We start from the raw sequence: 25,603 nt of genomic DNA, 5'->3' as shown, positions 1-25,603 counted from the left end.
GTGATGTCCTGACGCAGCAGAACGTTCGTGTCTTCGTTCTAGCCGCGCTACCAAGGATGCTGCGGGTCGCAGAAGTAGACCCGGATGTCCGTGGCGAGAGTGAAGCGGCGATGGTCGGCCATCTCCTTTGCCCGGTCCCAAGTCAGAGATTTGTGGAGCTCGCTGGGCAGTCGGCGCGCGGTGCGGATCTCGACTCAGCGCCAACTCGTCGGCAATCCGGGTGATTCATCGGCGGCTTCTGTGGCTTGGTCGCAAACGGGTTGCCGCGCCCCCGCGCGGGTGGCAACTTGCAGCGGCGATCACGTCGACCTGGAGCCCCGCATGACCCCCGTTGCCCTGTATTCGCCCGATCCGGCCCGCGGCTGGCTGCCTTGGGCCTGGCTGACGCCGATCCTGATGATCCTGTTCAACGCGGTACCGGTGATCGTGCTGGACGGATGGATGCAGTCGCAGCATTGGTCGACGCCGCGCGGCGATCCGATCGGCCTCGCTGGCTTGAATGCGCTGCTGTGGATTGGCTTCGCGCCGACGCTGGCGGCCGTGCTCGTCTGGGTACGCTTCGTCGAAGGGCGCTCGCTGGCGAGTATCGGGCTGACCGGTCCGTCGCCACTGAAAACCTTCCTGCACGGACTGGCCGTTGGATTCTGCACGATCGCGCTGGTCGTAGCCGCGATCTGGATGGCTGGCGGCATGCAGGCGGCGGACTTGGGGCCGGCCTGGCGGTCGCCCGTCAGTCTGCTGCACATCGGTCTGCTGCTATTGGGTTTCATTTTCCAGGCGAGCGTGGAGGAAGCCATCTTCCGCGGCTGGATGCTGTCGGTGGTGGCGCGCAAGACTAATGTCACGGTGGCAGTGCTGCTGGTGTCGCTCGTTTTCTGCTTCCTGCATTTCAGTCCGCACCAGCCGCCCTTGGTTACTCTTGGTTCGTTCCTGTTCTCGCTGTTCGCCTGCGCCTGGGTGCTGCGGACCGGCAACATCTGGGGCGTGATGGGCTGGCACGCGGGGTGGAACTGGTTGCTCGCGACCGGCTTCGAATTACCCGTCACCGGCATGGATTCGCACTTGCCGGCGCTACTGGTGGCGCTGCGGCCGTATGGTCCCGACGCCCTGACCGGTGGCGCGGAAGGACCGGAAGGCAGTTACCTGTGCAGCGTCTTCCTCGTCGCCGCGATCGCGTGGATCCAGTGGCGAAAGATGCGCGGAGCACAGAACTTCTCGCCGACCAGCAGTTAACGCAAGCTCATCCGGAAGCAGCGGGTGCTCGCTTTGCAATTTGCTACTGGTGCGGATTCCGCTCCAGATATTCAGCCAACTAGAGGCAGCTTAGGTTGGGGATGCGAGTGCCACTACCGGCTGGAACCGAGACCGCCTTCGCGACGACTGCTTCTGGCCGGAAGCGGACACTCCGCAGGGAAGGAGTCGTTGGGTCCGTGACAAATTCGGCTTTCGATCCAGAGCAGACATCTGCACTTCTACTGGAGCGAACTTGCGGTGGTCACTGAGCCCACCTGGGCCCGGTTATACGCTCGCTTGATAGCCGGACTCAGCCATCCTAAGATCGAGCTGCATCAGGGGGGGCGTCATACGGCGCTTTGTGGCTAGGTCGTATAACTGGACGCACGGATCCGTCTATCAGGTAATTGGGCGCACATGACACATCTCTACGCTCGGAGAACATACGAAGAGGCCATGGAGCTGGCACGATTGGCTTTCCGTACGTCGGCCGCCGATCACCTGACCCCTGCCGAACTCGATGAGCTTGTGGCACATGGACTGCTTACTGGAGGCACCCCCGGCCCGGGCTGGGAAAGGCTCATCGGCGTCGTCCCGACAGAGCGCCATTTTTATGAGCTGCAGATCTACAAGCCGTCGGATAACAAGCCGCACATTGAGAGTTCCTACGTTCGCATACTCGTCCCTCGGGACAGATCAATTGAGGCCATACAATTTATGTGGCGCCCTCCCATTGAGCGCGTTTAGCACTTCATCCAAACCGAAATCTCTGCGCGCGTCGGCTTAATTCCGTAGTTCCGAGTGATGACGCACAGGTGTCGCGCCACCCGGTATGGGAGGTTCCGGAGACCTTGGCCGCTCAATCCAGGTGGAACTCCATTGGTGCTGTACTCGCGGCAGTGTCAATCCTTGGCTAAAGCTGTGGCCGAAGCGATTGCTCACTCCCAACACCTCAATCAAGATGAACTGGCGTCGCCAATGTTCCTATCTCGGACACTAGGCCCGGATGAGACTAATTTACTCACTTCAAGAAGAGCTGAATGCAGATCCGCAGCAGGTGGCTGATACGCAGGCGCTCACTTTGGACAAGAGCCGTCCATTTGGCCTCAAAGGCACCTACGGACTCTTTGGCTCCCCGGAGTGGTGGGCCAACATTGAGCGAGGAGTCTCGCCGGTTCAAACCCTCGCGGGGAGAATTACTCGAATCTATCTCGAGGGGATGCACAATGAGGGTCAGGGTTTTGAGATGACCCTTGATGACGGAACCCTCTACAAGTACAGCTGCGTAGCAAATCGGAGAAAGGACCTCTCTGCGTATCAAATTGGGAAGCGCATCGAGTTCGCAATGATGTTCGATCCCCTCAAAAATCCCACGCCAGGTGCAACCGGCGAGCCTGACACGCACTCTAGGGTTGTACTCAAGGTTCTGGTGTCGGAGTAGGTGGGCCTCCAGCGTGGGCCTAGCAATTCATTCAAGCCGATGCCGCCTAGCGGCGCGGCTTAACCAAGGCGTTACCCAAGGTCTGCTTTTGGCCGCAAGCGACCATCCCAAGCAGTACCGCCATCCAGTTCGTGCCCACTTCACAGGCAACTCATAGCCACTTCATGCGCCGCAGGCAGGCTGGGCCACGTGTCGTGTGGAGGACAACCGATGATGGTCGTATATGGCGTGCTGCTCATGAGTGCGCTGGCCCTTGGGCTCGCGATAACCGGGCTGCTAACCGTCTACCGTAGTTCAAAACCACTGTTTGTGGCGGCGATCCTTCTCCTGGTGGGCGGCCCTCTGGCGGGGTACGTCGCTGTTACGAATGCCTCAATGTTTCAGGATGTGCCTCGTGCACTAGGGGTGGACAGCATCCTCCATGACGGAAGAATTACGTGGTCCCTGGCGGACGCTGGCGTACGTGTTTACGCGTTGCCACCTGACGCCATTGCCAATATCACTGCGGGTGGCGAGGTTTACCTGAACTCGCTTCCCCGAAACAGGAGCAAGTGGCTGGAGGGCTGGCGGGGCGACTACTCCCAGCACGGTGGCTGGAGGCGGACGCCCATGGCACCGGGCCGGCACTGGCAGTTGAATGCGGAAGCCGGCACTTTCCTGGTGCCGGACTATTTCACACAGAGAGACTGGCGCATGGTGCGGCACCATGAAGACGTGGCGCGCCAGATCGAGGCAGCGGTCAACCGCTCTGGAAGCTTCTACGCAGTCGGCAGGGCTGGCACGTTGATCATCAGCCCTGCAGTCCGGAAGGTGTTCTATATCCACACGCCTTACGCCGGCTGAGCACGTGGGCCAGAAGCAGCCCCTTTTGGGGCGCTCAGCTATCCAACCCGTGTTTGCACGTGAATTCAGTCAGGCGCTGTGCGGTAGTCCTGCGTCGCCCCGCAGATGGCCGATGAGTCCGTTGCGACAGTTGGTTAGACGCAGTGAACCAACCGCCGCAGATCAACAGAAACAAGCGATTTCCCATGTTCTGCACCATCCCGCATGGTGTGTTCCGGAGTCTAGAACCTCCACGAATGCAAAAATGAGTACTTCCTGAGTCGGGAGGGGGCGGAATACAACACCCTCGTGGAAACACGCCCACCGGCATTGCATTCGTACGGTTCTAGCCTCCCGACACCCTCGCCATCGCGGCGAGGGCGATTCCTATCAGGAGGTGCATCATGCGAACACCATGGGCTGACACACCCTTCTTCGAGCCGCCCAAGCGCAAACCCTACGCCCGCCCAGCCCCAAGCTGCAAAGTGGGTGCACAGCTGTACCCCATCCGCGAGGAGCGCGGCAGCGTAGAGGTGATTCCATACGTACGTCTGCGCGGCCGCTGGCTGGACAAGCTGGACTTCGACGTGGGCTCACGCCTCAAGATCGAAGCGGAGCATGGCCGTATCACGCTCACGGTGATCGAGCGACCGGTGCCGGTGCCGGTGAAGATTCCCAGGAAGTTGCAGCGGCTTGCACGGGAAGCGGCCCGTGCGTCGGCGTCCACTGATGGAGAGCAGGCATGAACCGGTGCGTGCTGATGCAGGTCGAGGTGGACGCCGGGTTGCGCGCTCGTTTTCAGGAGGCGGCAGCGCGCGAGCATCGTGCCGCTGACCAGGTGCTGGGCCGGCTGATGCGGGAGTACGTGGCGGGTGAGTGCGGTCCGGTGGCTGTCGACGACAGGAACCTGGAGGAGTGGGTGCAGCACCAGCACGGATGGCGGTGCAGTCCGTTTGGCGGGGATTGAAGGTCGCGCTGGCGGTGTGTCTGGGTCGGGCGCCTGGGTGATGGGGCGCCCGATGGGTGGGTCAGCCACGCATGGCGTGGCTCTACCGGGGGATCTGGTGCAGCAGCCAGGCGAGCGCGCCCAGATTGATCACCACCATGACCCAGAACTCCCGCTGGAAGGACGCCTTTCGGTTTTTGTGGCGAGCACTGTGTTGTGCCCAGAGTGCACCAGGCCACCCGCCGAGCAAGGCCAGCATTTGCAGTGTCTTTTCAGGCGTGCGGCGGGCATCGCGTTGAGCGGCGGCCTTGTCATTCCAGTAGCGGAGAAAGGTCAGTGCGCTCATGAATACGTATACGGCAGGTAGCCACATCGGCCAGTTCCGCCACACGCACAGCGCGGTAAGACCAACAACAAACGCGACCGCGATCGTTCGGCGCGGTATCCAATCTCCACCTTTCTTGCTGGTGCTGGGACCCATGCGCGTACCGCCGCGCTGCAACGCAAATCGCACTGCGGTCGCATTCGGGCGTCCCTTTGCGTCCCGCTGCATCTCATACGTGACAACGTCGCCAAGTGCCGGCCGCCGGTCGCGCGCTGCAAACGCACGGATATGCACGAAGCACCGCTCACCCCCACCATTGGGCTGCACGAAGCCGAAGCCGCGCGCGTCGTCCCATTCGCTGAGCTTTCCCTGCAGTCGCATGTCTGTCCTTAGAGTGCGGAAAGGAACTCGCCCACGGCTGGCCCGAACCGCGCGAAATCCACCAGGAACGCATCATGCCCCTGCGGCGAATCCAGCCCGATGAAGCGCGCGTCGGCACCACCGGCCCGCAGGCCGTCGGCGATCTGCTGTTGCTGCTGCACCGGGAACAGGATGTCGGTGTTGGCGCCGATCGCCAGCGCCTTGTCCACCTGGATCTTCGCCAGCCCGGCCAGCACGTCGCCGTCGGCGTATTCGGCCAGGTCGAACCAGTCCATCGAGCGGCTCAGGTACAGGTAGCAGTTGGGGTCGAAGAAGCGCACGAAGCGGCGCGCGTGGCCTTCCAGGTAGCTTTCTACCTGGAACTCCAGGCCGAACGGGTCGTCGTCGGCCTGGTCCGAATCCAGCCGCACGCGGCCGAACCGGCCGTCCCATTCCAGCGCCGAGCGGTAGGTGATCACGCCCAGCTTGCGCGCCATGCGCATGCCCGATTCGGGATAGCTGTCTTCGGTGTATTGGCCGGCGTCCCACTTCGGATCCAGGCGGATCGCTTCGCGCTGCAGCGAGCGGATCGCGATGGAGAACGGCAACGCCTGCGCGCTGCCGGAAATATTGATGTGGCTGCGCGCGATGCCCGGGTGCAGCAACAGCAGCGCCAGTGCGGTCATGCCGCCCATCGAGTTGCCGATCACGCAGGCCAGCTGCGCCACGCCCAGCGCACGCACCACCTCGACTGCCGCGCGGGCACCGTCTTCGATCGACAGCTCCGGGAACTGCAGCCGGTACAGTGCGCCGGTGGCCGGGTTGATCGTGGCCGGGCCGGTGGAGCCCTTGCAGCTGCCCAGCGAGTTCACGCAGATCACGAACCAGCGGTCGGTGTCGATCGCCTTGCCCGGGCCGAGCATGCCTTCCCACCAGCCGGCGGCCGGGTTGTTGGCGTTGGCGGCAGCGTGCGCATCGGGCGACAGGCCGGTGACGATGAGCACCGCGTTGCTGGCCTGCGGGTCGAGGGTGCCCCAGGTTTCATAGGCCACGTGCGCGTCCAGCAGCTGGCCACCGCGCTTGAACGGAAAGGGCGAGGGCAGGGCGTGGTAACGCGTACCGGGCGGGATGAATTCAGTCATGCGCGCATTTTAGCCGGGTCAGGTCAACGTGCCGTGCCATGGGCGGCACGCAGCATCGCGCCGGCCCGGCTCATGGTCCGCCGATCAGCAGCGGCACTGGCTCGGCATGCGGCAGCGGCACGCGTACCGGGGGCGAATCGATGTCGCCCTCCTGTCGGTTGGCCTGGCCGGAGGCGGACAACCGCGCGAAGACCTCCACCTCCTTGAGCGCCGACAACGGCTGGGTGGGCATCGGGCTGTCGGCATCGTCCAGCGTGACCCGCAGCGGCAGGTCGGCCAGCCGGTGTTTTTCCACGGCCACCGGCATGGGCGGGCCGCCGGGGACGCGGGCAATCACGAAGATACTGGCATCGTCACGCAGGCGCGCGCGGGCGGCGAACGCAGGATCCAGCGCGACCGTAACGGTGAGTGCGGGTGCGGGTGCGGGTGTGGCCGGCGCAGACGGCGCCGCTGCGGCGGGCAGCCCAGCCTTCTCGCGGGCGATGGCGATCTGTTCGCGCAGCGCGGTGGCTGCGCCCGGATCCAGCCGGGGCAACAGGGCCTCCCAGGTGGCCGCCGCCTCGGCATCCTGGCCGCGCTGGCGCAGCGCGATGCCGATCAGCCAGCCGGCGCGTTCACTGCCCGGCGCCAGCCGCTGGGCATGGCGCAGCCACTGCAGCCCGGTATCGTCGAACTGCTTGGCCGGGTCGGCCTGTGCGCGGGTCTGTGCGGCCTCCACCAGCAGCTCGGGCTCATCCGGGGCCAGCTGCACGGCACGGGCGAAGGCGCGGTTGGCCTCGGGCAGGTTGCCCAGGGCTTGTTGCGAGCGGCCGAGCAGGGCCCAGCCGTCGGCGCGCTGCGGGTCGCGTTCGAGCGCGCGCTGCAGTTCCACCACGCCATCGCGCAGGGTGGCCGGTTCGCCCGTGCGCGCGGTCGGCGTGGCGGCCTCTGGCGTTCCGACCAGGTAATACAGCGCCGAACCTGCCACGCCCACGGCGACCACCATCACGAGGAAGGGGGCGCGCCGGCCTGTGGCGCGCAGCGGCCACAGCACGACCAGGCCGACGGCAGTGGCGGCCATGGCGGCAAGTGTTGGTAACCACGATCCGCTCACCAGCGCTCCTCGCTCTTGTCCATCGGCTGCAACTGGCGGCTGCGTCGGCGCACCACCCACACCAGCACGCCCGCGCCGCCCAGCAGCAGCACGGCCGGGCCGAACCACAGCAGGCTGTTGCGGGCGTCCATCGGTGGGCGGTACAGCACGAACGCGCCGTATCGGTCGACCAGGAACTGTTTGATCTGCGCGTCGTCGTGGCCCTGCTGCATCAGGGTGAGCACTTCACGGCGCAGGTCGTGTGCGATCTGCGCGTTGGAATCGGCCAGCGACTGGTTCTGGCACTGCACGCAGCGCAGTTCGGCTGCCAGCGCATGGAAGCGTGCCTCTTCGGCGGCGTCGCGGTAGTGCAGCGGCGTCGGGTCGGACACCGCCTGCGCGCTGGCCGTTGCCGACAGCAGTGCCGCAGCGGCCAGCAGGCCGCCGAGCAGCAGCGCGGGCAGCTTACGGCGCTGCGGGCAGCGTGGTCTGGGCATTGGCATGGCTGCGCTCCACCTTGTCCAGTTCGGGAATCAGCTGGGTGTCCACCACCCGCTGGGTGAGCGCGCCGCTGTACTTCCAGCGCACCACGCCACTGGCGTCCACCAGGAAGGTTTCCGGCGCGGCGGTGACACCCCAGTCGATCGCGGTGCGGCCTTCGATGTCGGCCAGCACCAGCACGAACGGGTTGCCCAGCTGTTCCAGCCAGCGCAGGGCGTCGACCGGTTCGTCCTTCCAGTTGTAGCCGATCACGCGCACGCGCTTGGTTTCGGCGAAGCGGGTCAGCACCGGGTGTTCTTCGCGGCAGGCCGCGCACCAGCTGCCCCACACATTCAGTACGTACGGCGCGCCGCGCAGTTCGTTGCTGCTGACCTTGATGGTGGGGTCGTGCAGCACCGGCAGGGTGAAGGCCGGGGCGGGCTTGCCGATCAATGCCGACGGCAGCACGTCGCGGTCGGGCGCGCCGGATTTCATCACCCCGTAGATCATCAGCCCCAGCAGCCCGAAGAAGAACAGCACGCCGATGACGATGGCCACGGGCGGCAGCGGGCGGGAAACGGGACGCGGATCGGACACGGGGTAACTCCAGGACTCAGGGACGGCGGAAACGGCGGTCGGCGGCGGTGACGAAACCGCCCAGGGCCATCAGCAGTGCGCCCAGCCAGATCCAGCGGACGAACGGTTTGATGTGCACGCGCACCGCCCAGGCATTGTTGCCCAGCGGCTCGCCCAGCGCCACGTACACATCGCCGCCGATGCGTGCATGGATGCCGGCCTCCGTCATCATCTGGCCGCCACTGGCGTAGGCGCGTTTTTCCGGGTGCAGCAGGGCCAGTTCGCGGTCGTTGCGCAGAATGCGCATGTGGCCGCGGTCGGCGGTGTAGTTGGGGCCCTGCTGGTGGTCAACGCCCTCGAAGCGCACTTCGTACCCGGACACCTGCAGCGATTGGCCCGGCGACAGCGCCACCTCGCGCTGTACGTTCAGCGCTTCCACCAGCAGGGCCCCGGCCAGGAACACCGCCACGCCGCCATGGGCCAGCAGCATGCCGACCATTTCGGCGGTGAAGCGGCCATTGCCACGCAGCCGGCTCCACACAAAGCGCGCGGTACCGAAGGCGACCCAGGCAGCGGCGGTCACACCGGCCGCGGTCTTCAGCGCGCCCTGCGGCGCCATGAAGTAGGCAATGGCGCCCAGCAGCAGCGCCAGCACCGCCCACGGTGCCAGCATGGCCAGCGCGCGCGAGGCCTGGTCGCGTTGCCAGTTCACCAGCGGGCCGAACGGCAGCAGCGCCACCAGCGGCGCCATCAACAGCAGGAACAGGGTGCCGAAGTAGGGCGGGCCGACCGACACCTTGCCCAGCCCCAGCGCATCGGCCAGCAGCGGGTACAGCGTGCCCAGCAGCACCATCGCGCACGCCGCGGCCAGCAGCAGGTTGTTGGCCAGCAGCAGGGTTTCGCGCGAGGTGGCCATGAAGCCGCGGCGCGGGTCGTCGTTGCCCAGCGCACCGGCGCGCAGCGCGTACAGCAGCAGTGCGCCGCCGATCACCAGCGCCAGGAAAATCAGGATGAAGGTGCCGCGCGAGGGGTCGGCGGCAAACGAATGCACGCTGGTGAGCACGCCCGAGCGGACCAGGAAGGTGCCCAGCAACGACAGCGCGAAGGCGGCAATGGCCAGCAGCAGCGTCCAGCTGGCAAAGCTGCCGCGCTTTTCCGTGACCGCCTGCGAGTGGATCAAGGCCGCGCCAGCCAGCCACGGCAGGAAGCTGGCGTTCTCCACCGGGTCCCAGAACCACCAGCCGCCCCAGCCCAGTTCGTAGTACGCCCACCAGCTGCCCAGCGCGATACCCAGGGTGAGGAAGCCCCACGCCACGTTGGTCCAGGGCCGGGTCCAGCGCAGCCAGCGCGCATCCACGCGCCCTTCCAGCAGCGCGGCGATGGCGAAGGCGAAGGGCACCGCGAAACCGACGTAACCCAGGTACAGCATCGGCGGATGGATGATCAGCCCCGGGTCCTGCAGCAGCGGGTTGAGGTCGTGTCCTTCCAGGGGCGCCGGCAGCAGCCGCGCGAACGGGTTGGAAGTGAAGATCAGGAAGGCCAGGAAGCCGATGCTGATGATGCCCAGCACACCCAGCACGCGGGCCAGCACCTGCATCGGCAATTGCCGCGACCACCGCGCTACGGCGGCATTCCACAGTGCCAGCACCAGTGCCCACAGCAGCAGCGAGCCCTCATGGGCGCCCCACACCGCGGAGTAACGGTAGGCCAGCGGCAGCAGTGAGTTGGAATTTTCGGCCACATAGCGCACCGAGAAATCCTGGGTGACGAAGGCCGCGGTGAGCACGCCGAACGCGCCCAGCAGCAGCACCAGCTGCGCGTACGCGGCCGGGCGGGCCACGGCCATCCACGCCGCGTAGCCACGCTGGGCGCCCCACAGCGGCAGCACCGCCTGCAGCACCGCTACCAGCAGCGCAGTCACCAGCAGGATCTGCCCCAGTTCGGGCAGCACTCAGCGCACCTCCGGTGCGGTCACCGGTACATCGTGCTTGGTATGCGCCTGGCCCATCTTGTCGGCCACTTCCTTGGGAATGTAGTTTTCGTCGTGCTTGGCCAGCACTTCATCGGCGATGAAGCGGCCGTCCTGCAGGCGGCCGCTGGCCACCACTGCGGTGCCTTCGCGGAACATGTCCGGCAGGATCCGCGAGGTGCTCACCGGCAGCGTGGCATCGCCGTCGGTGACCACGAAGTGTGCTTCCAGCGAACCGCTGGCGCGCTGGAACGAACCTTTCACCACCATCCCGCCCAGGCGGAACCGCGACTGCGGATCCACGTCACCGCGCAGCACTTCGGCCGGCGTGTACAGGTAGGCGATATTGCGCTGCAGGGCGAAGGCTACCAGCGTGGTGGCCAGGCCGGAGGCCAGCAACAGCAGCAACACCCACACCATGCGGCGGCGCTGCACCGGGGTCATCGGATGAGCTCCGTGGCCAGCGGGGTGCCGGCCTGCGGTTTGGCGCGGGCCTGCAGCCGCTGCTGGCGGTGCCGGGCCTGCCAGCGCGCCAGGCGCAGGCGCAGCCAGGACCCGAACGCATCGCAGCACAGCACCAGCGCGAACACCGCAAAGGCGGCAATGATGAAGGGCAGGTGGGTCATCGCGGCATCTCCCCGGCAGCGGTGGCGGCACCGCCGCCGATGCGTTCGGCCACCCAGGCCTTGCCGGCCTCGCGCAGCAGGTTGTCGGCACGCGCCTTGGCCAGCAGCGAGCCGGCGAACCACAGCTTGGTGCCCACCACCATCCACCACAGCGGCGCGATCAGCTCGGCGCGGACGGCGTTGTCACCGAACACGTTGATCGACTGGCGCTGGTGCAGGCCGCCCCACCAGTCCACCGAATAGCGGATCACCGGTAGCAGTGCCACCCCGACGATGGCCAGCAGCCCGGCCGCGCGCGCGGCGCTGCGGCGGTCTTCGATGGCGTAGTAGAGCCCGATCACGCCCAGGTACAGGAACAGCAGGATCAGTTCGCTGGTCATGCGCGGGTCCCAGTCCCACCAGGTGCCCCAGGTGGACTTGCCCCAGATGCTGCCGGTGAGCAGGGTGATCAGGGTGAAGCCGGCGCCCATCGGCGCGCAGGCCATGGCCAGGATCTCGCAGACCTTGATCCGCCAGACCAGCGCGATGGCCGAATACAGTGCCATCAAGGCGAATACGAACAGGCTCATCCACGCGCTGGGCACGTGGATGTAGATGATACGGAAGGCGTCGCCCTGGCTCTGCTCCGGCGGCACGACGAACAGGCCCTGCCACAGCCCGATCAGCAGCACCGGCAGGGCGGCCACGTAGAACACGCGCGACCAGCGCGCGGCGAAGCGGTCGAAGATGGGCGGCGATGCGACGTGGTGGAACCAGCGGACGAGAGTGTGCATGCAGCGGTAGCTATCCAACCTAGGGCGACGATTCAACGGACGTGGAGCGGCGTGTTGAACGGTGACGCTGTAAACGGTGTGGCGGTGGACGACTGCTCAATTCAACGATATCCGGATGGCCGCGGCGGTGGCCAGCGGTGCAAGCACCAGCGCCACCACCAGCCCGGCGCCCAGCAACAGCAGCGCCCCCACCGGATCCTGACCGCGTGCGGCGGCCCCGACACTGCCTGCACCGAACACCAGCACCGGTACGTACAGCGGCAAGGCCAGCAACGCCACGAGAATACCAGAGCGCCGGATGCCCACGGTCAGCGCGGCCACCACGCCGCCGATCAGGCTGAGCAACGGTGTTCCCAGCAGCAACGATGCCAGCAGGATGGGCAGTTGGTCATGCGGCAGATGCAGCATTTCCGCCAGCAACGGGCTGACCACGATCAGCGGCAGGGCGGTGGTGGCCCAATGCAGCAGCACCCGCACCAGCACCAGCCAGGCCAGCGGCACCGGGGCCAGCAGCCACTGCTCCAGCGAGCCGTCCTCGGCGTCGCTGCGGAACATGGAATCCAGCGCCAGCTGGCCGGCCAGCAGCACCGCCAGCCACAGCACCGCCGCGCCCACCTGCGCCATCAGCTGCGGCTCGCGGCCCAGCGCCAGGGCAAACAACACCACCACCAGCACGGCGAACATCAGTGGCTGCAGGGCATCGCCGCGGCGCCGCCACAGCAGGCGCAGGTCGCGCCGGGCCAGCGCCCGCGCGGTCTGCCACAGGCCCGGTTCGGTACCCGGCGCGATCATGCGGCACCCCCTTGTGGTGCCGGGCTCTGCCCGGCGGGCGCTGAAATCTCCCCCGCAGGCGACAGCCGCAGCAGCCGCGTCTGTACCGGCGGCGCGGCGTAGGCGCCGTGGGTGGTCACCAGGGCGGCACCGCCGCTGCGCAGGTGCGCGGAAATCATCCGGTTCACCAGGTTGATGCCGTCCAGGTCGAGGTTGGCGTAGGGTTCGTCGAGCAACCATAGCGGGGCAGGCGACAGCCAGATCCGGGCCAGCGCGAGGCGCCGCTTCTGCCCGGCCGAGAGCTGGCGCACCAGGGTGTCTTCATAGCCGGCCAGGCCGACGATGGCCAGCGCGTTGCCCGGCATCTGGCGCGTGCGCCGCCCGTGCAGGCCGCACAGGAAATGCAGGTTCTCCAGCGTGTCCAGATCGGCCTTCAGCGCCGGTAGGTGGCTCAGGTAGGCCACGAACCGCGCGCGCTCCTTGTGCCCGGCGGCGCGACCGTCGATCTGCACCTGCCCGGCATCGGCGCGCAGCAGGCCGGCCAGCACCCGCAGCAGGGTGGTCTTGCCGGACCCGTTGTCGCCCTGCACCAGCAGCGCTTCACCGGCATCGATGTGGAAATCGAGCGGGCCGAACACCGGCTCATCGTTGCGACTGAAGGCAAGGCCTTGGGCGGCCAGCAACGGAGGAGCGTTCAAGGGGCGGTCTTTGCGGCGGAAGGGGCGGTCATTGTATCGGGGGTTTTGCGTACACTGGCCTTTCCCCCTTTTCTTCTTTCCGGCCGATGCAACCGCAAACCAAGCTGCCCAAGGTGGGCACCACCATTTTCACCGTGATGTCCCAGCTGGCTGCCGAGCATGGCGCCGTGAACCTGGGGCAGGGGTTTCCGGATTTCTCCGCGCCGCAGCGGCTGGTGGATGAAACCATCAAGGCCATGCAGGGCGGCTTGAACCAGTACCCGCCGATGACCGGGGTGGCGCCGCTGCGCCAGGCCATCGCGCAGAAGTCGCTGGATCTGTACGGCGCGCAGGTGGACCCGGACACGGAAATCACCGTGACCAGCGGCGCCACCGAGGCCATCTTCAACGCCATCCACGCCGTGGTGCGCCCGGGCGAGGAAGTGATCGTGCTGGACCCCGCCTACGACTGCTACGAGCCGGCCATCGACCTGGCCGGCGCGCGCGCGGTGCACGTGCCGCTGGACCCGCAGACCTTCGCGGTGGATTGGGACCGCGTGCGTGCGGCGATCACCCCGCGCACCCGCCTGCTGATGGTCAACACCCCGCACAATCCGTCCGGCGCGATGCTGAGTGCCGACGACATGCAGGCGCTGGCCGACGTGCTGCGCGGCACCGGCATTTACCTGATTTCCGATGAGGTGTACGAACACATCATCTACGACGGCCGCCGCCACGAATCGGCGCTGCGCTACCCGGAACTGCGCGAACGCGCGTTCGTGATCTCCAGCTTCGGCAAGACCTACCACTGCACCGGCTGGAAGATCGGCTATGCGATCGCACCGCCGGCGATGAGCGCCGAGTTCCGCAAGGTCCACCAGTACAACACCTTCACCAGCTTCGGCCCGGCCCAGTACGGCTTTGCCGCGATGATCCGTGACGAGCCCGAACATCACCTGGAACTGGGCGCGTTCTACCAGGCCAAGCGCGACCGCTTCCGCGACCAGCTGCTGACCACCCGCCTGACCCCGCTGCCGGTGCCGGGCGGTTACTTCCAGCTGGTGGACTACTCGGCCATCAGCGATCTGCCCGACCACGAATTCGTGAAGTGGCTGACGATCGAAAAGGGCGTGGCCGCGATCCCGCTGTCGCCGTTCTACGAAACCGCACCGGCCGGGCAGCGCCTGGTGCGGCTGTGCTTTGCCAAGAACGACGCCACGCTGGATGCGGCGATCGAACGCCTGCAGGTGCTGTGATGGGCGCCCCCGTCGAACGTGGTGACCTGCGCGTCTCCCTGGTCCAGGGCGATACCCGCTGGCACGACCCTGCGGGCAACCGCGCGTATTACGGCGCGCTGCTGGCCCCGCTGGCCGGGCAGACCGACCTGGTGATCCTGCCGGAAACCTTCACCAGTGGCTTCTCCAACGAGGCCATCGACAAGGCCGAAGGCATGGACGGCCCGACCGTGGCCTGGATCCGCGAGCAGGCCGTGCGGCTGGGTGCGGCGGTCACCGGCAGCGTGCAGCTGCGGGTGGGACAGGGCGTGTACAACCGTTTGCTGTGGGCCACGCCCGACGGCGAGCTGCAGCATTACGACAAGCGCCACCTGTTCCGTTACGGCAACGAGCACCTGCGCTACGCGGCCGGCAACGAGCGCCTGAGCGTGGAATGGAAGGGCTGGCGGATCAATCCGCAGGTCTGCTACGACCTGCGTTTCCCGGTGTTCTGCCGCAACCGCTTCGATGTGGAGCGCCCGGGCGAGCTGGACTTCGACCTGCAGATCTTCGTGGCCAACTGGCCGTCGGCACGTGCGTATCCGTGGCGCACCTTGCTGCGTGCACGTGCGATCGAAAACCTGTGCTTCGTGGCCGCGGTCAACCGGGTAGGCGTGGATGGCAACGACCTGCACTATGCCGGCGACAGCGCGGTGATCGATTTCCTCGGCCAGCCGCAGGTGGAGGTGCGCGAGGTCGAGCAGGTGATCACCACCACCATTTCGGCGGCGGCACTGGCCGCGCACCGCGCACGGTTCCCGGCGATGCTCGATGCCGATGCGTTCACCCTGGACGGCCCGGTCGACGCTGGCTGAACGATGGCCTGACGGCGGCGGGTGGCCTCATCCGGGTCACACGCCGCCGCTGCTAGATTCGCCTCGTCACCCACTGAGTACGAGCGGATCGCATGAAGAAGTTTTCCCTGGTTTTGATCGCGCTGGCCGGCCTCTCGACGGCCTCGGCTGCCCAGGCAGCCGGCAACATCGACTGCGAGCTGCACTACAACCTGGCTGGCTGGTCGGTGCTGTACAAGACCGCATCGGGCACCGGCACCATCAGCTGCGACAACGGCGCGCGCATCCCGGTGAAGATCACCGTCAAGGGGGGCGGACTGACCGTAGGCAAATCCAAGATCGTCGATGGCAAGGGCAAGTTCTCCGGCGCCTATTCGGTCAACGACCTGATTGGCTCCTATGCCTCGGTGGAAGCCCATGCGGGCGCCGACAAATCCAGCAACGCGCAGGTCATGACCAAGGGCGATGTGTCGCTGGCGCTGGCCGGTACCGGCAAGGGCTGGGACCTGGGCGTGGGGCTGGGCAAGTTCACGATCGAGCGCCGTTGACGGTAGAGCCACCCCATGGGTGGCTGCCCCACCGTCCGGCATGACGCGCAGCCACCCATGGGGTGGCTCTACCGGATGCCTCCTGATGTTGGCGGCGCGACCTACGCGCTGATCGCCACGGGATGCGCGTTCTGCCAGCCAATGCGGATGAAATAATCACTCTCGCTGGTGGTCAGACGCTCGGCTTCGAAGCGCGCGGCACGGGCCGCGCTGATGACTTGGTCTACCTGGGTTTCGCTGACGAACATACGTTTGAAACCGAAGGTGATCTCGCGTAGACCAAGCTGCGAATTGACTTCGATCGCGTAGTTCAGGTCGGCGTAGTACTGCGCGAGGGTGTACTGCGCCGCGTCGGCGTTGGCGCGGGCTTGTTCGGGGCTGAAGGTAAAGGACATGGTGTTGTGCCGGTAAGTAGGACGGCGGAAACGATAGATGCTCACCACCGTGAACTTCTGTGCGCGCCGGCACAGCCGACGGCGGTTGCAACCATTCCTAGGTCGTCCGGCATGACGCGCAGCCACCAGTGGAGTGGCTCCACCGGATTTGTCCGGCGTTACGTGCAGCCACCCATGGGGTGGCCCACCGGATTTGGCCGGAGGTTGATGGCGCAAGGGTGCACACGTAGAGCAGGGTAGAGCCACCCCATGGGTGGCTGCCCCAGCCGGCACAACGCGCGGTCAGCCCCCATAAAAAAACCCCGGCCGAAGCCGGGGTTTTTTGATCTCAGGGTATCAGTGATCAGCCGCCGCGCGGGCCGCCACCACGGTGACCGCCGCCACCCGGACCGCGGCTGCCGCCGGGCCGACCGCCCGGGCCGCCGGGACCACGGCCACCGGGACCGCCCGGGCCACGGTTGCCACCCGGGCCACCCGGACCGCGATTGCCGCCCGGACCACCGGGGCCGCGCGCATTGGCGCCCGGACCACGCGCACCGGGACCGCCCGGACCACGATTGCCACCCGGACCACCCGGACCGCGGTTACCCGCCGGACGCGCGCTGCCGTACGGGCTGCTGCCCGGATTGGCGTGGTCGGACGGGAAGCTCGGGGCATTGCCCGGATGGCCGTACGGATGGCGCGACGGACCCTGGCCGCTCTGGCCACCGCGGTTGCCACCGGCACCGGCGCCGGCCGGACGGCCCTGGCCGCCGTAGCCGCCACGGCTTTCGCCACCGCGGTTCTCGCCGCCGTAACCACCACCACCGCCGCCGTAGCCGCCACGACCTTCAGCGCCGCCGCCGTAGCTGCCGCGACCCGGGCCGCCTGCGCCGCCCGGACCCTTCGGCTTGCCGTACGGACGGCCTTGGCCACCGGCGCCTGCGCCGGCACCCGGACCACGCGCACCCGGGCCACGGGCTGCGCCCGGACCGGCATTGCGGTGGTTGCTCGGGCCGGTGCTGACACCGTCCGGCACGTACCAGCTGCGGAACGCGGCCGGGTTGCCTTCGGGCAGCGCACGGTTGCCCTTGTCCGGGCGCGCCTTGAACGGACGCTGCGACTGCTTGGCCGCCGCTTCACCGCTCACCGTCAGGCCACCCTTGAAGCCGCCGCCCTTGCCGCCGCGACCACGGCCGCGCTCTTCGCGCACGTTGTCGAAACGACGCAGTTCGCGGCCTTCGTCGGCCGAGTTGTGGCCGTTGACGTAGGCATTGCCACGGCCACCCTCGCGCGACACGCGCACGGTGGTCTTGGCGGCGCGACGCTGGCCGATCACCGGCTGCAGGGTCAGCGCCGACGGCGCGCCTTCTTCCAGCTTCAGTTCGGCGCGCAGCGCTTCAACCTGCTTGGCCGGCAGTTCCACCGACTGGCCACGCAGCAGTTCGCGCGGCAGGCTGACCTTGCCGTAGCGGGTACGCTTCAGGCGGCTGACCTGGCAGCCCTGCGATTCCCACAGGCGGCGCACTTCGCGGTTGCGGCCTTCCTTGACGACCACGCGGAACCAGTCGTGCGAATCGGTGCCGCCGATGCGTTCGATCTCGTCGAACTTGGCCGGGCCGTCTTCCAGCGCCACGCCGCGGGCGAGGCGGTCGACGATGTTGTCGGGCACCTTCTCTTCGCCTTCCGGGGCGCGCACGCGCACCACGTACTCGCGCTCGACCTCGTAGGAGGGGTGCATCATCGCGTTGGCCAGCTCACCGTCGGTGGTTGCCAGCAGCAGGCCGGTGGTGTTGATGTCCAGGCGGCCGATCGCGATCCAGCGCGCGCCCTTGAGGGCAGGCAGCGCTTCGAACACGGTCGGGCGACCTTCGGGGTCTTCGCGGGTGGTTACTTCGCCTTCCGGCTTGTTGTAGGCCAGCACGCGCGAGGTTTCGGTCAGCGCCGTGGCCACGAAGCCGCGGCCGTCCAGCTCGACCTTGTCGCCGCTCTTGATCGACTGGCCGGTCTGCGCGACTTCACCGTTGACCTTGACCAGGCCATCGGCGATGCGCTGTTCCAGCGCGCGGCGCGAACCGAGGCCGGCCTGGGCCAGCACCTTGTGCAGGCGTTCTTCCAGCTTGGGCTGGTCGGTGGCGGTTTCGCGCTTGAGCGAAAGCTTGTTCAAAGACGGCTTGCGGGGGGTGTCACTCATTTACTTGGCTCCGGCCGGCAACGGGTGCGTCGGCCTCTGGTTCGGGATCGGCTTCGTCAACAGCCACGGTCGTCTTCGCGACGGCGTTGTTTTCGGTTTCGTTCTGGGGCGCCGCGCGCTCGCCCGGCGCGGTATCGGGTTCGCCATCAGGGGCGGTCATTCCAGCGTCGTCGTCGCGGGGCGGCAACGGCGCTTTGGATTCGGTGTCTGCAACGGTATCGGTGGTGGGCGCGTGCCCGCCATCGGGTGAATTGTCCTGCGATTCGTCGTCACCTGCCAGTGGCGGGGTGTCGTCGTTTGCCGCGTCCCCGTCCAGCTCGGCATCGGGGGCAGCGGCACCGGCGGCCAGGCGACCGGCCGGCTGGCCATCGCGGTCAAGCGGCAGCTGCGGTTCCAGTTCGCCCAGGTCGCGCAGCTCGGACAGCGGCGGCAGTTCGTCCAGGCGCTTGAGCCCGAAGTAGTCCAGGAAGCCCTTGGTGGTGCCGAACAGGGCCGGCTTGCCGGGTACGTCGCGGTGGCCGATCACGCGGATCCACTCGCGTTCTTCCAGCGCCTGGATGATGTTGCTGCTGACCGCCACGCCGCGCACCTGCTCAATTTCGCCGCGGGTGATCGGCTGGCGGTAGGCGATCAACGCCAGGGTTTCCAGGGTGGCGCGGGTGTAGCGGGTCTTGCGTTCGGTCCACAGCCGGGTGATGTAGCCGTGCACTTCATTGGTGACCTGGAAGCGGAAGCCGGAGGCCACCTCCACCAGCTCCACGCCGCGCTGGGCGCAGCCGTCGCGCAGCAGTTCCAGTGCGCGCTCGATGCTGCCCGGCGGCGCCGGTTCCTCTTCCGGGAACAGGCCCTGCAGCTGCGCCAGGGTCAGCGGCTGGCTGGAGGCCAGCAGCGCCCCTTCGACAATACGGTTGATCAGCGATTGATCCATGCGTGGGTCGGGTGCTCAGTCGGATGCGTTGGCGGCGTCGGCGTCGTCGAATTCGCTGTTGAACTGCAGCGGTTCGTTGGTGTTGCCGGCAGCCAGGGATTTGACATAGATCGGCGCCAGCGGTGCTTCCTGGACAATGTCCAGCAGCTGTTCCTTGGCCAGTTCCAGCAGGGCCAGGAACGTCACCAGTACGCCCAGCTTGCCTTCTTCGGCGGTGAACAGCGATTCAAACCGGTAGAACCGGCCGTCTTCCAGCCGCCCCAGCACGTCGCCCATGCGCTGGCGCACGCTCAGGGCCTCGCGCTTGATCGCGTGGCCGGTGAACAGCTCGGCGCGCTTGAGCACGTCGTGCAGCGCCATCAGCATTTCCTTCAGGTCCACCGGCGGCGGCAGCTTCACTGCGGCGCGGTCGGGCACGAAGGCATGTACCGGGGTGGTGTCGCGGTCCTGCCGGGGCAGGGCGTCGATATCTTCGGCAGCCTGCTTGAAACGTTCGTACTCCTGCAGCCGGCGCACCAGCTCGGCGCGCGGGTCGGCTTCCTCGCCCTCGATGCTGGGCGGCCGCGGCAGCAGCATCCGCGACTTCACTTCGGCCAGGATCGCCGCCATCACCAGGTACTCGGCCGCCAGTTCGAAGCGCAGCTCCTGCATGACGTTGATGTACTCGACGTACTGCCGGGTGATCTCGGCCACCGGGATGTCCAGGATGTCCAGGTTCTGCCGACGGATCAGGTACAGCAGCAGGTCCAGCGGGCCTTCGAAGGCATCCAGGATGACTTCCAGCGCGTCCGGCGGAATGTACAGATCCTGCGGAATCTGCAGGACCGGTTGACCATGCACCACGGCCAGCGGCATTTCCTGCTGCTGTGGGGCGGTCGGCCGGATTTGCGGGTTCGCGTCGAGCGCGAGTTCGGAGGTCATCAAGAGTGATGTCAGTATTGCAACGGACCGGTCGCCGCACCCTCAGCCGTTCCGGAACGCCCGGCGGCAGGATGGCAAGCCATGACACGCCTGGGTCGGCGCGGTTCCACACTTCAAACAGCAAGGCGCGCCGCGACGGGCAGCGACAGAACTACGGGGAGGTCGTCTACGTGTACTGGTGTGGGGCAGCGGGTCGATCGTCGGGCGGCGGTGAAGCCGTCTACCGGCGGGGCTGCTGCGTCCAGCCACGTGCAATGGAGCCAAGAGTACGGGTTCAGCCCGGCAGTGTCCAGCGAGCCGGGCTAGAATCGTCCCGTTCGTTTAGCTGAGCCTTGGGAGTTGCCTGTGTGGTATGTGATTGAAGGCTATGACGGTGCCGATGTACTGGCGGCCCGGATGGCGGTGCGCGGCGCGCACCTGGCCCGTTTGACCGCCCTGCGCGATGAGGGCCGGCTGCTGCTGGCCGGGCCGTGCCCGGCGATCGACAGCGAAGACCCGGGCCCGGCCGGGTTCAGTGGCAGCGTGGTGATCGCCCAGTTCGACGCACTGGAGCAGGCCCAGGCCTGGGCCGACGCCGACCCCTACGTGGCGGCCGGCGTCTATACCCGCGTCCAGGTGCGCCCGTTCCGCAAGGTCCTGCCGTGACCCGGGTCGAGCAGATCCGGGCGGCCCTGCAGCAGGCGCTGGACCCGCAGCTGCTGGAGGTGGAGGACGACAGCCACCGCCACGCCGGCCACGAGGGCGCGCGCGATGGGCGCGGCCATTTCAATGTGCACATTGTCAGCGCCGCCTTCGAAGGCAAGCTGCCCCTTGCGCGCCACCGGGCCGTCTATGCCGCCTTGGGCACCCTGATGGACACCGATATCCACGCGCTGTCCATCCGCGCCGAAGCACCGGCCAAAAACGGCTGAAAGCCTTGTCCTGCCTTGTCCTGGTCAGTCCAGGACAGGGCCCCTGAAGACACTTTGATGTTACCGGCGGACGACATTTGCCTAACGTAGTGTTTACATTCAGGATTGAAAACGCTTACATTCCGCGCCAAGCCCCAGATCTCTAAGCCGTGGAGGGCGGCGAAGTGAACAAGGCAGCCATCACAATCAAAGATGTAGCCCGCGAAGCCCGGGTCTCCGTGGCCACGGTGTCGCGTGCGCTCAATGGACATGAAAATGTCGCCGAACCGGTCCGCAAGCTGGTGCTGGAGGTTGCTGCGCGTCTGCGCTACACCCCGCATGCCGCCGCGCGGAGCCTGAGCAGCCGGCGCACCAACACCATCGGTGTGGTGCTGCCGGACCTGTACGGTGAATTCTTCTCCGAGTTGATGCGCGGCATCGACGGGGTCGCCCGTGAGCGCCGCCAGCACCTGCTGGTGTCCAGCTACCACGGTGACCAGGAGCAGCAGGGCGCGGCCCTGCGCGCCATGCGCGGTCGCGTGGACGGTCTGCTGGTGTTGTCGCCGTATGCGGAAAGCCCCGGCTTCCTCACCGACAACCTGCCGCAGGCGCTGCCCACGGTCCTGATCAATACCTACCTGCCCGAGCAGGATCATCCGGTGCTCAGCATCGATGACCATGCCGGCGCGATGGCCATGACCCGCCATCTGCTCGATGTCGGCCACCGCCGCATCGCGTTCATTTCCGGCCCGGACCTCAACTTCGATGCGCGTGAGCGCCTGCGCGGTTTCCGCGACGCGCTGGCCGCGTTCGGTACCGATGCGGTGGGCATCGAGTTGCCCGGTGACTTTGACGAAGCCTCCGGCCATCGCGCTGGACAGGAGTTGCTGGCAGCCGGCGCGCTGCCCGATGCGGTGTTCGCCGCCAACGACATGATGGCGCTGGGGTGCCTGTATGCGTTCGCGCAGGCAGGCGTGCGGGTTCCAGCCGATATCGCCCTGGCGGGCTTCGATGACATTCCGCTGGCGCGTTTCGTTCACCCTTCGTTGACGACGATGCAGGTGAGTATCGCCGACCTCGGCGATAAGGCGATGACGCGTCTGTTGCAGTTGATGGACGGCAACAACACGGAAGTGGCCGGCGACAAGCAGACGCTTGTGCCGCGCCTGATCGTGCGTGATTCGTGTAGGTCGCGACCGTTGGTCGTGACGCCTTTGCTGTAAATCACGACCGTTGGTCGTGATGCATTCAAACCACGCTGTAAAAAAAACGACAGGGGCCGCAAAGACGGCCACCACCACCCGGAGATTTACATGACGTATTCCAATCACCGCAACCGAGCACCGGCGCGCAGTCTGCTGACCAGTGCACTGGTTACCTGCCTGATGCTGGGCGCCGCGCCGTCCCTGATGGCGCAGTCGGCCACCTCGTCGCTGCGCGGCCAGGTTGCCCAGGCCGAGGCCGGCACCGAAGTGACCGCCACCAACCTGGCCAGCGGCACCGTTCGCCGTGCCACCACCCGTGCCGACGGCAGCTACTCGCTGATGGGCCTGGACCCGGGCACCTATGACGTGGTGGCCAATGGCCAGACGCAGAAGGTGACGGTGACCGTGGCTTCGACCGCGACGCTGAACTTCAGCGGCGCGCCGGCCAACGGCGGCACTGCCAACGCCACCAACCTGGACACGGTCAACGTCATTGCACCGACCCTGCTGCAGGAAGTGCGTACCTCCGAAGTGGGCAAGACCGTCAGCCTGCAGCAGATCCAGACCACCCCGCAGGTGTCGCGCAACTTCCTGGAGTTCGCCGACGCGGTGCCGGGCATGATCTTCACCCGCGATGCCAAGGGCAACACCTCGCTGCGCGGCGGTGCCACCAATGCCGACGGCACCAACGTCTATATCGACGGCGTGGGCCAGAAGAGCTACGTCAAGGGCGGCGGCGTGGCCGGCCAGTCCGGCAGCGCCGGCAACCCGTTCCCGCAGCTGGCCATCGGCGAATACAAGGTCATCAGCGGCAACTACAAGGCCGAGTACGGCCAGGTGTCGAGCGCGGCCGTGACCGCGGCCACCAAGTCCGGTACCAACGAGTTCAAGGGTGAAACCTTCTACCGTTACACCAACGAAGACATGCGCGCCAAGACCCCGGCGGAGCGTCAGTACGGCCAGACCAAGGAAGCATCGGCCGAGAAGGAATACGGGTTTGCATTGGGTGGCCCGATCATCCAGGACAAGGCCCACTTCTTCGTGACCTACGAAGCCAAGCGCTTCGACCTGCCGGTCACCATCGCGCCGGAAGGCTCGGTCACCAACCGCGTCGGCCTGCTGCCGGCAGACGCCGCCGCCGGCCTCGGCCCGGCCAGCCAGCCGTTCGAGCAGGACCTGATCTTCGCCAAGATCGACTTCGAACCGACCGACAACGATCGCATCGAACTGAGCTTCCAGGACCGCGACGAGACCCAGCAGCAGTTCAGTGGCCAGACCGCGCCGGAAGCCGGCCGTGAAGTGGTCAACACCGACCGTCGTTACGCGCTGCGCTGGAACCACAGCGGTGAGCGTTACTACAACGAGCTGATGCTCACCCACGAAGATTCGTTCAACAACCCGACCCCGCTGACCCTGGGCAACGGCTTCACCTACACCGCGCCGGACGGCACCGAAGACCGCACCCTGGTGAAGATCGGTGGCGCCTCGGCACTGGATTCGCAGGTGAAGGGCCAGAAGGGCTGGGCGATTGAAGACAACCTGACCCTGGATGGCATCCAGTGGATGGGCGACCACACCATCAAGATGGGCGCCAAGTACAAGCAGATCGACCTGTACGCCTCCGATGCGGCGCAGATCAATCCGCAGTTCACCTACTCGCTGGGCGATGCGGACTTCCCGTCCGACATCCCGTACAAGGCGCAGTTCGTCAAGCCGGTGAACGGCGTAACGGGCGTGTCCGGCGAAGTGCGTTCGAAGTCCAAGCAGATCGGCCTGTTCATCCAGGACGACTGGCAGGTCAACGACCACCTGCAGCTGAACATCGGCCTGCGCTGGGACTACGAAAAGACCCCGGCCTACCTGGACTTCGTGACCCCGCAGGCCGTGGTCGATGCGATCTACTCGCAGGACCCGCGCGCTGCCGCTGGCCAGACCTTCGCCGATACGCTGGCGCTGGGCGGGCTGGACATCAGCAACTACATCAGCAACGGCCACAACCGCAAGGCGTTCAAGGATGCCTGGCAGCCGCGCCTGGGCTTCTCGTATGACATCAACGCCGACGAGCAGCACGTGATCCACGGTGGTGCCGGTCGTTCGTATGACCGCGACCTGTTCGACAACCTGCAGCTGGAAACCACCAAGCTGGCCCTGCCGCAGCCGACCATCTACTTCCGCAACCCGGCCACCGGCAGCTGCCTCAACGGCCAGGCTGCCTGCTATGACTGGAATCCGAACCTGCTCAACGGTATCGGCAACCTGCAGTCCCTGGTCGGTTCGACCAGCAATGCCGGCCTGGAAGTGGATCTGCTGAACAACAACCTGAAGGTGCCGTACTCCGACCAGTTCAGCCTGGGCATGAGCAACCAGGTCGGTGACTGGCTGACCGACGCCACCATCGCCCGCACGCTGAGCTACGACGGCTTTGCCTTCACCCTGGGCAACCGTTACCCGACCGGCCAGTTCTTCGATGACCCGCGCCTGTGCGGTGGCACCGACCCGGGCCTGAGCCAGGCCTGGAGCTGCAACGTGCCGGGCTTCGGCAGCCTGATCATCGGTCAGCAGGGCATCAAGACCCGCGCTACCCAGGTCCTGCTGTCGGCGCAGAAGCCGTTCACCCAGGAAAGCGGCTGGGGTTCCTCGATCGCCTACACCTGGACCACCGCGCGCCACAACCGCGACATCAATGAGAAGTACGCGTTCGACCGCGGCCTGATCGGCGACTACCCGACCATCCGTTCCAATGGCGCGCCGCGCCACCGCCTGGTGGTCACCGGTTCGTACGCGGGCTTCTGGGGCATCACCTTCGGCGGCAAGGTCACCCTGGCCACCCCGACTGCCGTCAATGACTGGTACGGCGTGCCGCAGGCCAGTGGCTACGACCTGCCGACCCCGCAGGCCGCGGTGCCCAACGCCAATGGCAAGTTCCTGCTCGGTGGCAAGATCTTCGGCTACCGTTCGGTCGATCTGCAGGCGACGAAGACGTTCAAGATGCCGGGCGAGACCGAGCTGTACGCGCGCATCGACATCATCAACGTGTTCAACTTCGACAACTTCTCCAACTACAACTACGTCAAGACCAACGGCAAGCTGCAGGCCAGCTACAACGAGACCGGTGACATCATCGGTACGCCGCGCCAGGTCAAGGCGGAAGTCGGCTTCCGCTTCTGATGCCAGCGTTACCCGGCACCGCCTTCTGGGCGGTGTCGGGGCAGTACCGCCGGTCGGCTTGGGTCCGCCGGCGGGACTGTACAGGCGCTTGCCG

Annotated in this window: 27 protein-coding genes and 1 pseudogene; 12 read left to right on the top strand and 16 right to left on the bottom strand. The window is 66.6% G+C overall.

Annotated elements, in window-relative coordinates; all coding sequences use genetic code 11:
• Positions 1-50: 50 nt before the first annotated feature.
• Positions 51-188 (bottom strand): annotated as a pseudogene (locus ACZ0AE_RS12975) (IS30 family transposase); the annotation flags it as partial.
• 133 nt (positions 189-321) lie between these two features.
• Between ACZ0AE_RS12975 and ACZ0AE_RS12970 the strand changes: the two are divergent.
• From ACZ0AE_RS12970 to ACZ0AE_RS12950, 5 genes are all read left to right on the top strand, one after another.
• Positions 322-1,233, top strand: a complete 912-nt coding sequence (locus ACZ0AE_RS12970) for a CPBP family intramembrane glutamic endopeptidase (protein WP_448134041.1) — start codon at positions 322-324, stop codon at positions 1,231-1,233.
• Between the two features lie 1,006 nt (positions 1,234-2,239).
• Positions 2,240-2,674: a hypothetical protein gene (locus ACZ0AE_RS12965; RefSeq protein ID WP_448134040.1), complete on the top strand. Its 435-nt coding sequence runs from the start codon at positions 2,240-2,242 to the stop codon at positions 2,672-2,674.
• 210 nt (positions 2,675-2,884) lie between these two features.
• Positions 2,885-3,517 (top strand): hypothetical protein, encoded by a 633-nt coding sequence (locus ACZ0AE_RS12960; RefSeq protein ID WP_448134039.1) that lies wholly within the window; start codon positions 2,885-2,887, stop codon positions 3,515-3,517.
• Positions 3,518-3,981: 464 nt separating this feature from the next.
• Positions 3,982-4,242, top strand: a complete 261-nt coding sequence (locus ACZ0AE_RS12955) for a SymE family type I addiction module toxin (protein ID WP_463601319.1) — start codon at positions 3,982-3,984, stop codon at positions 4,240-4,242.
• Entirely contained in the window at positions 4,239-4,463 is a 225-nt protein-coding gene (locus ACZ0AE_RS12950) for a hypothetical protein (RefSeq protein WP_448134038.1), read from the top strand. The genes ACZ0AE_RS12955 and ACZ0AE_RS12950 overlap by 4 nt, the downstream gene beginning before the upstream one ends.
• Before the next feature lie 82 nt (positions 4,464-4,545).
• Here ACZ0AE_RS12950 and ACZ0AE_RS12945 read toward each other — a convergent pair whose 3' ends face one another.
• The 11 genes from ACZ0AE_RS12945 to ccmA all read right to left on the bottom strand — a co-directional run bounded on the left by ACZ0AE_RS12945 (position 4,546) and on the right by ccmA (position 13,234).
• Entirely contained in the window at positions 4,546-5,148 is a 603-nt protein-coding gene (locus ACZ0AE_RS12945; protein WP_463601318.1) for a DUF1294 domain-containing protein, read from the bottom strand.
• Between the two features lie 8 nt (positions 5,149-5,156).
• Positions 5,157-6,269, bottom strand: a complete 1,113-nt coding sequence (metX, locus tag ACZ0AE_RS12940) for a homoserine O-acetyltransferase MetX (RefSeq protein ID WP_463601317.1) — start codon at positions 6,267-6,269, stop codon at positions 5,157-5,159.
• 70 nt (positions 6,270-6,339) lie between these two features.
• Positions 6,340-7,329, bottom strand: a complete 990-nt coding sequence (locus ACZ0AE_RS12935) for a tetratricopeptide repeat protein (RefSeq protein ID WP_463601316.1) — start codon at positions 7,327-7,329, stop codon at positions 6,340-6,342.
• 29 nt (positions 7,330-7,358) lie between these two features.
• Positions 7,359-7,838 (bottom strand): cytochrome c-type biogenesis protein, encoded by a 480-nt coding sequence (locus ACZ0AE_RS12930; protein WP_463602097.1) that lies wholly within the window; start codon positions 7,836-7,838, stop codon positions 7,359-7,361.
• A complete protein-coding gene (locus ACZ0AE_RS12925; RefSeq protein WP_463602096.1) occupies positions 7,807-8,379 on the bottom strand; it encodes a DsbE family thiol:disulfide interchange protein in 573 nt (190 codons plus the stop codon). Before ACZ0AE_RS12925 ends, ACZ0AE_RS12930 begins: the two co-directional genes overlap by 32 nt.
• 55 nt (positions 8,380-8,434) lie before the next feature.
• Positions 8,435-10,348, bottom strand: coding sequence for a heme lyase CcmF/NrfE family subunit (locus ACZ0AE_RS12920; protein ID WP_314403132.1), 1,914 nt, complete (start codon positions 10,346-10,348; stop codon positions 8,435-8,437).
• Positions 10,349-10,810 (bottom strand): cytochrome c maturation protein CcmE, encoded by a 462-nt coding sequence (gene ccmE / locus ACZ0AE_RS12915; protein ID WP_038687467.1) that lies wholly within the window; start codon positions 10,808-10,810, stop codon positions 10,349-10,351.
• Positions 10,807-10,992, bottom strand: a complete 186-nt coding sequence (locus tag ACZ0AE_RS12910) for a heme exporter protein CcmD (protein ID WP_447594708.1) — start codon at positions 10,990-10,992, stop codon at positions 10,807-10,809. The genes ccmE and ACZ0AE_RS12910 overlap by 4 nt, the downstream gene beginning before the upstream one ends.
• On the bottom strand, positions 10,989-11,765 hold the full coding sequence (gene ccmC / locus ACZ0AE_RS12905) for a heme ABC transporter permease CcmC (protein WP_038687471.1): 777 nt from the start codon (positions 11,763-11,765) through the stop codon (positions 10,989-10,991). Before ccmC ends, ACZ0AE_RS12910 begins: the two co-directional genes overlap by 4 nt.
• A gap of 96 nt (positions 11,766-11,861) precedes the next feature.
• Positions 11,862-12,557, bottom strand: a complete 696-nt coding sequence (ccmB, locus tag ACZ0AE_RS12900) for a heme exporter protein CcmB (protein ID WP_038687473.1) — start codon at positions 12,555-12,557, stop codon at positions 11,862-11,864.
• Positions 12,554-13,234 carry a heme ABC exporter ATP-binding protein CcmA gene (gene ccmA, locus ACZ0AE_RS12895; RefSeq protein WP_463601315.1) on the bottom strand — a complete coding sequence of 227 codons (681 nt, stop codon included), beginning with the start codon at positions 13,232-13,234 and terminating at the stop codon, positions 12,554-12,556. Before ccmA ends, ccmB begins: the two co-directional genes overlap by 4 nt.
• An 86-nt stretch (positions 13,235-13,320) precedes the next feature.
• Between ccmA and ACZ0AE_RS12890 the strand changes: the two genes are divergently transcribed.
• The 3 genes from ACZ0AE_RS12890 (at position 13,321) to ACZ0AE_RS12880 (ending at position 15,829) form a co-directional block, all read left to right on the top strand.
• Entirely contained in the window at positions 13,321-14,469 is a 1,149-nt protein-coding gene (locus ACZ0AE_RS12890) for a pyridoxal phosphate-dependent aminotransferase (RefSeq protein WP_463601314.1), read from the top strand.
• Positions 14,469-15,302: an amidohydrolase gene (locus tag ACZ0AE_RS12885; protein ID WP_463601313.1), complete on the top strand. Its 834-nt coding sequence runs from the start codon at positions 14,469-14,471 to the stop codon at positions 15,300-15,302. Before ACZ0AE_RS12890 ends, ACZ0AE_RS12885 begins: the two co-directional genes overlap by 1 nt.
• A gap of 92 nt (positions 15,303-15,394) precedes the next feature.
• Positions 15,395-15,829 (top strand): hypothetical protein, encoded by a 435-nt coding sequence (locus ACZ0AE_RS12880; RefSeq protein WP_038687479.1) that lies wholly within the window; start codon positions 15,395-15,397, stop codon positions 15,827-15,829.
• Between the two features lie 101 nt (positions 15,830-15,930).
• Here the strand turns inward: ACZ0AE_RS12880 and ACZ0AE_RS12875 are convergent, their stop codons facing one another.
• The 4 genes from ACZ0AE_RS12875 to ACZ0AE_RS12860 form a co-directional block, all read right to left on the bottom strand.
• Positions 15,931-16,269: a hypothetical protein gene (locus ACZ0AE_RS12875; protein ID WP_463601312.1), complete on the bottom strand. Its 339-nt coding sequence runs from the start codon at positions 16,267-16,269 to the stop codon at positions 15,931-15,933.
• Between the two features lie 298 nt (positions 16,270-16,567).
• Positions 16,568-18,397 (bottom strand): pseudouridine synthase, encoded by a 1,830-nt coding sequence (locus ACZ0AE_RS12870; RefSeq protein ID WP_447594697.1) that lies wholly within the window; start codon positions 18,395-18,397, stop codon positions 16,568-16,570.
• On the bottom strand, positions 18,390-19,325 hold the full coding sequence (scpB, locus tag ACZ0AE_RS12865) for an SMC-Scp complex subunit ScpB (protein ID WP_463601311.1): 936 nt from the start codon (positions 19,323-19,325) through the stop codon (positions 18,390-18,392). The genes ACZ0AE_RS12870 and scpB overlap by 8 nt, the downstream gene beginning before the upstream one ends.
• A gap of 15 nt (positions 19,326-19,340) precedes the next feature.
• Positions 19,341-20,246, bottom strand: a complete 906-nt coding sequence (locus tag ACZ0AE_RS12860; RefSeq protein WP_038687485.1) for a segregation and condensation protein A — start codon at positions 20,244-20,246, stop codon at positions 19,341-19,343.
• Between the two features lie 345 nt (positions 20,247-20,591).
• Here ACZ0AE_RS12860 and ACZ0AE_RS12855 point away from each other — a divergent pair, with 345 nt between their 5' ends.
• From ACZ0AE_RS12855 to ACZ0AE_RS12840, 4 genes are all read left to right on the top strand, one after another.
• Positions 20,592-20,891, top strand: a complete 300-nt coding sequence (locus tag ACZ0AE_RS12855) for a YciI family protein (RefSeq protein ID WP_038687488.1) — start codon at positions 20,592-20,594, stop codon at positions 20,889-20,891.
• Positions 20,888-21,157: a BolA family protein gene (locus ACZ0AE_RS12850; RefSeq protein WP_038687490.1), complete on the top strand. Its 270-nt coding sequence runs from the start codon at positions 20,888-20,890 to the stop codon at positions 21,155-21,157. The genes ACZ0AE_RS12855 and ACZ0AE_RS12850 overlap by 4 nt, the downstream gene beginning before the upstream one ends.
• 149 nt (positions 21,158-21,306) lie before the next feature.
• Complete coding sequence (locus ACZ0AE_RS12845) at positions 21,307-22,359, top strand: LacI family DNA-binding transcriptional regulator (RefSeq protein WP_038687492.1); 1,053 nt, start codon at positions 21,307-21,309, stop codon at positions 22,357-22,359.
• Positions 22,360-22,449: 90 nt separating this feature from the next.
• Complete coding sequence (locus ACZ0AE_RS12840) at positions 22,450-25,509, top strand: TonB-dependent receptor domain-containing protein (RefSeq protein WP_038687494.1); 3,060 nt, start codon at positions 22,450-22,452, stop codon at positions 25,507-25,509.
• Positions 25,510-25,603 lie beyond the last annotated feature (94 nt).

This window comes from Stenotrophomonas sp. AC248, assembly GCF_979258185.1.
Note: the sequence above shows the minus strand (reverse complement) of the source record. Positions and strands in the feature narration are given on the sequence as shown.